Source organism: Piscirickettsia litoralis, from assembly GCF_001720395.1.
Taxonomy (GTDB): Bacteria; Pseudomonadota; Gammaproteobacteria; order Piscirickettsiales; family Piscirickettsiaceae; genus Piscirickettsia; species Piscirickettsia litoralis.
Window position 1 is genome coordinate 108,245 of sequence record NZ_MDTU01000004.1, and the last position, 7,034, is coordinate 115,278.

General features: G+C 37.8%; 9 protein-coding genes. 3 read left to right on the plus strand and 6 right to left on the minus strand.

Features of this window, described 5'->3' with window-relative positions:
- Positions 1 to 20: 20 nt before the first annotated feature.
- From BGC07_RS17170 to BGC07_RS20940, 6 genes are all read right to left on the minus strand, one after another.
- The gene (locus BGC07_RS17170; RefSeq protein WP_069314287.1) at positions 21 to 1,022 is read right to left on the minus strand and encodes a tyrosine-type recombinase/integrase; all 1,002 of its coding nucleotides are present in this window, start codon (positions 1,020 to 1,022) and stop codon (positions 21 to 23) included.
- On the minus strand, positions 1,019 to 1,972 hold the full coding sequence (locus BGC07_RS17175) for a coiled-coil domain-containing protein (protein ID WP_069314288.1): 954 nt from the start codon (positions 1,970 to 1,972) through the stop codon (positions 1,019 to 1,021). Before BGC07_RS17175 ends, BGC07_RS17170 begins: the two co-directional genes overlap by 4 nt.
- 99 nt (positions 1,973 to 2,071) lie before the next feature.
- Positions 2,072 to 2,464 carry a hypothetical protein gene (locus tag BGC07_RS20935; RefSeq protein ID WP_158007008.1) on the minus strand — a complete coding sequence of 131 codons (393 nt, stop codon included), beginning with the start codon at positions 2,462 to 2,464 and terminating at the stop codon, positions 2,072 to 2,074.
- Entirely contained in the window at positions 2,403 to 2,618 is a 216-nt protein-coding gene (locus BGC07_RS17185) for a hypothetical protein (protein WP_069314290.1), read from the minus strand. The genes BGC07_RS20935 and BGC07_RS17185 overlap by 62 nt, the downstream gene beginning before the upstream one ends.
- Before the next feature lie 34 nt (positions 2,619 to 2,652).
- Complete coding sequence (locus tag BGC07_RS17190; RefSeq protein ID WP_139121828.1) at positions 2,653 to 2,847, minus strand: hypothetical protein; 195 nt, start codon at positions 2,845 to 2,847, stop codon at positions 2,653 to 2,655.
- Between the two features lie 80 nt (positions 2,848 to 2,927).
- Entirely contained in the window at positions 2,928 to 3,098 is a 171-nt protein-coding gene (locus BGC07_RS20940; RefSeq protein WP_158007009.1) for a hypothetical protein, read from the minus strand.
- A 389-nt stretch (positions 3,099 to 3,487) separates the two neighbouring features.
- On the opposite strand from BGC07_RS20940, the gene BGC07_RS17195 reads away from it, so the two are divergent.
- From BGC07_RS17195 to BGC07_RS17210, 3 genes are all read left to right on the plus strand, one after another.
- Positions 3,488 to 4,462: an IS30 family transposase gene (locus BGC07_RS17195; protein ID WP_069314292.1), complete on the plus strand. Its 975-nt coding sequence runs from the start codon at positions 3,488 to 3,490 to the stop codon at positions 4,460 to 4,462.
- 784 nt (positions 4,463 to 5,246) lie between these two features.
- Positions 5,247 to 5,510, plus strand: coding sequence for a hypothetical protein (locus BGC07_RS17205; RefSeq protein ID WP_069314294.1), 264 nt, complete (start codon positions 5,247 to 5,249; stop codon positions 5,508 to 5,510).
- A 432-nt stretch (positions 5,511 to 5,942) separates the two neighbouring features.
- Positions 5,943 to 6,620: a type 2 periplasmic-binding domain-containing protein gene (locus tag BGC07_RS17210; RefSeq protein ID WP_069314295.1), complete on the plus strand. Its 678-nt coding sequence runs from the start codon at positions 5,943 to 5,945 to the stop codon at positions 6,618 to 6,620.
- Positions 6,621 to 7,034: the final 414 nt, after the last annotated feature.

Below are 7,034 nucleotides of genomic sequence, written 5' to 3' on the forward strand. Positions count from 1 at the left end.
AGCTAAATTATTTTTTACCACTATCCCTTGTTTATCAAAAGACTCTGGTGACTGCTCAAAATTTTCTGTGAGGCTGTATCTTCAAGCAAGTTGTACTGCCGTATGTACTTTTCAATCTCGGAGCTACTGTGCTGCGATACCGCTTTAAGCTCCTGCACTGAAACACCCACATGAGCGGCTTCCGATAAAAAGCCACTCCGAAAGCTATGAGGTGAATATTGCGTAGGCAAGCCAGCTTGAGTTAAGCGCTGGGCTAAAATCCGATTCACATAAACCGGATGAAGTGGCAGATTTGAAAGCTTGAGTTTTTCTTCACTCAAATCATCACCCAAAGATTTATCAATGCGGCAAATAATAAATCCACTCTTTAAGTCTGTTTTTTGACTCCACAACCGAAACAGTTTGATTGGACAAAAGGGGTAATTCTCATGAAAGCGCAGAGGCACTTGCTGTTGCTTCGTGTTTTCACGATTCGTTTTTGAACCCCTAATATTTACCACAACACCACGCCCACTTTCATCGAGTTCTATATCAGCGTAGGTTAAAGCAATCACTTCTGACTTTCTGAACGCACCAAACCACATCCAGCTAAATAATAGTGCATCCCTTAAACCAACCAAGTTTGTTAAATCAATATTGGCAATGAGCCGATGATAAGCTTTGAATCGCAATGCCGGTGCTTGCTTAGGTCGGTAATCATCAGTTGTGCGAATGGCTTGTAATGCTTTTTTAATGCGTGCTGAATCAGAAAATGTCGGAAAATTCGATGCTTGGTGCTTTGCATTAATGCTGGCAAGCTGGCGTAAAATACTAGTACGGCTACGCTTTTTATCTTTATAAAGATGCATTAAATAAAGGCCCACCGTCATCGAATCTGCTGGTAAAGCCATCAACCCACGCTCAAAACAGTAGACCTTAAACTGTGCCCAATCAGACTCATAAGCTTTTTGAGTCGTATGCGCATAGCGAGCTTTTTTAGTTTCTTCATTAAATCGCCGCTGCTCGTCTTCAAACGAGATCACGATTTTTTCCTTAATCGTTGCTTGGCCTTATTAAGCGCCACATCACGTGCGGCGATTTTTTGCTTAAGTGTTCCTAATTCAGTGCGAATATCATTACGTGCCGCCATTAGCATATCGATGACTTTTTGCTGACCGCGTTGTTCTTTATTTGCTTGAGCAAGAGTTTCAATTTGCGCACGTTTTGCAAGATCAAGTTCTCTATAGAGCCGAGCGGTTTCTTTATTATAAATTTCGTTCAAATCATCGTGACGATTCTGAAGATCTATACATTTTCTAACTTGAATATCCAACGCTTCTTCAAGTTTAGCTGCTTCTTCTTTAAGCAAAGCCTGACTCTCATCATATTGCTTAGATAATTTCAGTCGCTGATCTTCGGCCTTTTTTTCAGATTCAGCGAGTGTCGTTTTCAATTCTTGTATTTGAGCTTCTTTGAGCTGTACAGATTCTTCCAGAGATTCCTGTCCACGCTTGAGTTCGCTTATTTTCTCAATATATCCCTCAGTCAATGTGTATACTGTATCTTGCTGATTGCGTAGATGCTCAATCTCTTGTTGATACGCCTTTTCTGATGCATCAAAAGCAATTTGCCGTTGATTAAATCCATCAATTAACTGAGCATAGTGCTCTTCTAGTGATGCTTCTTTTTGTTGCAGTGAGGCAAGCAAGCGTTTTTCTTTCTCGCGATACTTTTTCTCTAAGGACTGAACCAGAGAGCTTAATAATAACTCATCCTCTTGCTCTAAATTGAGATCCCCAAGATCAATCGTCGGTAAGTTTAGCGTTTCTTGTTCTATTTTTTCTGCATTAAACGACTTCACTGTCTTGGCAATACGATCCACGGACCCCTTATTATTGAGTTCTGCGCGTACAGCCGTCACAGTCGCACGGCGTTTCGGATGTTTCGCCGCCGCCCGCGCACATGCTTGTCTGATAACTTCAATCTCTGTCACTGTACTACCTCAACATTTTTATCTATTTTAACCCAACTCTTTTGTCGTCGATTGAGAAAAATAAAGAAATTTTTCACAACACATTATTTTTTATATATTTCATAAAGCATTCTTATTTCTCAATAGAGAAATATAAATAAGAACAAGCATAATAAAAATTAAAAATAACCAATAATTTGACCAATTTGCATCTTTAAGCACATCTAAAATGTGGGCACATTTATCATAAAAGCCACTAACTATTCTAGCCATAAATAAAACGAAGGATAAAGGATATGTATACACAACATGATTAAACCGTACAATAAAGCCAATTAGTGACCAGCCAATAAGTAGTAAAGCACAAGCGCTTAGAACAATTGTAACTATCTCACTGCTTTCATACCACTTTAATTGATCACATTCGACTACTTCAGTTTCCGCCTCCCTTTTAGCCTTCCATTTTAAAACCCTTTTGATTTTTTTCTTGAATTTCAAACTGTTCAAATTCATCAAAGTATTCCCCGTAACCTAGCTTAGATAAAGACCAAATATGATTGTCAGGCTTGCTTTGTAATTGACGCAACCACTCTACTTTAAGTGCGTCTGCTTCAGCACGGCTTTTCATCCTTTTTTTATTTAATAAAGGATCTACTTTCTCGGACATGCTCTCTCCTTTAATTTTAAGCAAATCAAGCTCATCACTGAGGTGGCTTATAGTTCGCTTGGATATTGAAAGATTGAATGGGTGATTTTTCGGTAGGATACAGACGGAAAACCACAGCGACAAAACACAGGACGACAACAGACGCGATAGCTACGATAACAGGTAAACGCAAGGCTCGACCAATATCAACGATAAATAGATATACCTCAGATAAGATGGTTGCTGTCATACTCAGCACATTCTTCAATTTCATTTTAATCCTCGTTTTTAAATATTTGGCGCTTGAGCCTGTGGCTTTTTAACATCCAATCAATGTTCACCATTTGTCTTCGAAGGTGTCGCATCCACTTTAATCGTAAACACTTGAGCAGGAAGTTGGTTATCAACTTCGCTTTGAGTAAGCCCTAGATAGGCATTCACACCACAATAGATGGCCACAAATAGCAAGACTGCCTGCAAGACATAATAACCCCATAACATACCAACCTCCTCTTTTTAAATTCTGTGAGCTTTTCTCTACTCATTTCGCCTCAGATTTTAATTATTTATCTATTATCGTTATTTTATCGTAATATCGTTAAATAATCAATAGGTTCCGATAATTTTATTTGTACATAACAATGACTTATGTTACAGCGGTTCTATAGAAAGAAGAAGTCAAATCGACAAAATCAATTTCAGAGCAGTGAAAGATACCCGCAACCACAAGGAAAAGCCATGTGTTTGAGCTACAATTCATCTTGTTTTAAAAAAATTCTGTAATCCACATGTCGTTTCGCCCTCCGTCATATGAAGTGCAACACCCAGTAGAGAGTTCAGTCCCATAAAGATAAACTCTCTAGTTCGCCTTTTTGACTTAGAGGGTACAGATGGCTTATCGACACTTAAATGAAAAAGATCGTTTTTATATCGAACAACGTTTATCAGAAGGGGATTCCATGAGATCAATTGCTAGAGAGCTTGGCTTTGCTCCTAGCACAGTCAGTCGTGAGACTAAACGGCATACCCCGAGCGACTTTAACGGTCTTTATTGCCATCGTTTAGCCACGCGTTGTGCACAAGAAAAACGTGCTTACGCTAAGCAGGGTCAGGCTTTTCAGAAAATTTCTGAGAAAGCAAAAGTATTGATTCATGAGCGGTTAAGCACCCATACGTCACCCGATGTTATTAGTAAAGAACTTATACAGGAGCATGATATCCAAGTGAGCGAGAGCACCATCTACCGTTATATTCATGAGGATCGAGAGAAAGGAGGAGAGCTTTACAAAAGCCTGCCCCACTCTGGAAAACCTTATAAGAAGAAGGTGAAAAGTGGCGATAAAACTAAAATACCTAACCGCGTTGGTATTGAGCAAAGGCCCGCTATTGCTGACGAAAAGACTGAATTTGGTCATTTTGAAATTGATACGATAGTAGGTCGAGATCACAAGTCTTACTTGTTAACCCTTGTCGATAAAGCCAATAAGATGTGTTGTATAAGAAAAATGGCTAACAAATGTGCAGAAACCGTTGTTGAGACCTTCAGAAGTATAGTCGCCTCAACGTTCTTTGACTTTAAAACGATTACCTCAGATAACGGGACAGAGTTCGCTGGTCATGAGGATATTTCAAAGATTACTGATGCTGACTTCTATTTTGCTAGACCTTACCGCTCTTGTGGCAGAGGTTTAAATGAGCACACAAATGGTTTGATAAGACGCTTTCTTCCTAAAGGGACGGATTTTAATGAAATAAGTGATGATGAAATAGCAAAAATAGAGCATACATTGAATGCGAGAAGAAGGGCGAGTTTAGATTATCGCGCACCTAATCACGTTTTTTTAGAGAATTTAATGGCGGCTTAGTGTAGAGTGGTGTTGCACTTCATATGACGGAGGGCGTTTTCAATCAATGTAAACACAGTGATAGAATATAGCCTGGTTAGATTAAGCTTTGTTCTGGTACTTTTTATCTTTTTCATATGTTAGGTTTGGAGATAATCTCCTGCAATCTATAAACGATGAGGAATGAAATGACAGTGAATAATCAAAATAAGTGAAAAGAATTATTCAAATTTTTAAAGGCATCAGCCTGGATTATTATCGCTTGGCTGATATCAACAGCAGTTTTAATCCCGATTATCATTATTAGATACTGGTATCCAAACTATATGGATATAACGTTAAATAATATGCTTTTAGTTCCTTTTTCCTCCATTTGGGCCTTCTCTGCGTTGAAATTTAAGTGTGACTTATCAGCTTTTCAAGCCCATCAATCCTTTAGAGAACTATATGCAGCCTACAAGGCCACCGACGGAGGAGAGGGATTTGAGTTCCAATGGGGGAGCGGACATGAAAATAATAGAGGGTTGGCAACGATTCTAAACAAATCCGCCATCTGTCACAAATTTAGGGAGTAGCCTTTGCTTAACATTGAATATGTGACGGCTTAAGTGACAACTTTAGGGGTAAATTTCAGTGATTTTTACGCTACTCCACAAACGTACGTTTAAGTAACAAATTACGTCAACACCGATAAGTGATTTGATTATTTATCCTTTTAATCTCAATATAATGGATGTAGTTCGTAATGTATACTCCCCAAAAATCATGTTAAAATTTCCTTTTATTAAAATATACAGGTATGAAAATGACGCCTATAGAGCAGACCATCAATTTTTTAGGACAAATTAAAGCCTCAATAGCATTAAAAAATAACCCTGAAATTCCAGAAAATGTTTATGAAATTACGACCCAGGTTCTAGAAGAATATATCCCATGGCCTGATAGTGTCAAATTGGGGATGTTGATGAGCTTGAATAACGCAGAAAAACAATCTAATCTACCAATCACAGTTGAAGAAATAGATAGATGTATTAATCTTCTCAAATATTTACAAGATCATTTTTCATAAACCCTATGGCAAATTTTTATATTTGCCAAGTATATTTCCATCTAAAAAACTTCGCCCGTTCTACTTCCACAACGTACGTGGCCAAATAAGAAATGGCGGATTTGTTCAGAATCGTTGCCAACCCTCTAATAGCTACAGAAAAGAATGAATCAGAGTCCTAAAAAGAGAAAGTAAGAGGCTGTGTTTCACGTAAAACGTCATTCACGATCACTGAAGGTCTGAATGCTATTAAACCTTGTAATCTGTAAGCGACAGGGAATGAATAATCAAGATAAGCTAAAAAGATGGTCTATACCTTTAATAGGTTGATTTACTTTATTTGACACACCCTGGAGTTGACTTAAAGTGCTAAGCATAAGAGTTATCTTTCTTTTCATTCTTATATCGATATTAAGCACAAATGTTAATGCAAAAAAGATTATTAAAATTTGTATGGATAGTAATTATTGGTATCCATTTACATTTTTAAAAGATAGTAAGCCTTCAGGAGTTCACGTTGACGTTATTACAATGGCTTTGCAAGCATCAGGCTATGACTTATATGCGATAAAGCCTGAGCCTTGGCGAAGATGTTTAAAGGAGGCACAGTTTGGTATCGCCGATGCAGTCATGACCGCCTCTTATAAACCTGAAAGGGCTGATTATCTTTATTACCCCAAGGACGCTCAATCCCCATCCCCATCGAAGTGGCGAGTCAGTCAAGTAGGTTACTCCGTTGTTCTTTTACCAGGCTCGCAATTTAATGGCAACATGACTCAGCTTCCTCAACCAGTATATGTAGCACAAAGCTACTCAGTGGGAGATGATATTAAAAAATTGGGCTTAACCGTGGATTCAACATCCTATTCTGATTTAAGAAATTTTAAAAGGTTGAATAAGTCAAGAAAAGGAAGTTTAGTTGTTATCACCACATTAGCTAAAGCTTTTTTAAAAAAGAACCCATCCTATCAAATGACCATTTACCCAAAAGAAATAAAGAGCAAAAGCTATTTTTTAGCATTTTCTAAAAAATCCTCATTAAGCCCATCGGAGCAGCAGGCTATTTGGGATAAGATTAAAATAATTCGAGAGAATGACCTGCATAGTATTATGGTCAAATATATTCAATAGTTAATTTGTCGAGTAGATCAAAGCCCCCTCTGGCAATCTTTTTCTAGACACAGCTATAGGTGTAAATTCTCGCTTTCATAATCAGTTTTTCTCGCATTAATAGCACCGTTTTGTCCCACATTATTGACTTTATAAATATCAAAATTTCTCACATTATTTGAAACCGAATCATTCAATAAGTATTTATGTGTTTTGTTTTAATGAAAAATGCAGAGCCTCATTCTGAGGCTCTTGGTTATTACAAGTTTCTGATGCGTTTTATTTCTTCAGAGTTAATTCCCAAAGACTCAAGAAAACTTTGATGTTCGTCCGGCTCCATCTCCTCAAATTTTTGGTGCCATGTACGCATAGCTGCCTCATCAAATCCTGCAGCCTTCATTATTTCTACCCATCTTTCTTTAGTTACCATATTTG

Bases quoted from the DNA above. Each gene is read 5' to 3' on its own strand.
- BGC07_RS17210 (WP_069314295.1), top strand. From the start codon at position 5,943: ATGGATAGTAATTATTGGTATCCATTTACATTTTTAAAAGATAGTAAG.
- BGC07_RS17195 (WP_069314292.1), top strand. From the start codon at position 3,488: ATGGCTTATCGACACTTAAATGAAAAAGATCGTTTTTATATCGAACAA.
- BGC07_RS20935 (WP_158007008.1), bottom strand. From the start codon at position 2,464: ATGAATTTGAACAGTTTGAAATTCAAGAAAAAAATCAAAAGGGTTTTA.
- BGC07_RS20940 (WP_158007009.1), bottom strand. From the start codon at position 3,098: ATGTTATGGGGTTATTATGTCTTGCAGGCAGTCTTGCTATTTGTGGCC.
- BGC07_RS17205 (WP_069314294.1), top strand. From the start codon at position 5,247: ATGACGCCTATAGAGCAGACCATCAATTTTTTAGGACAAATTAAAGCC.
- BGC07_RS17190 (WP_139121828.1), bottom strand. From the start codon at position 2,847: ATGACAGCAACCATCTTATCTGAGGTATATCTATTTATCGTTGATATT.
- BGC07_RS17185 (WP_069314290.1), bottom strand. From the start codon at position 2,618: ATGTCCGAGAAAGTAGATCCTTTATTAAATAAAAAAAGGATGAAAAGC.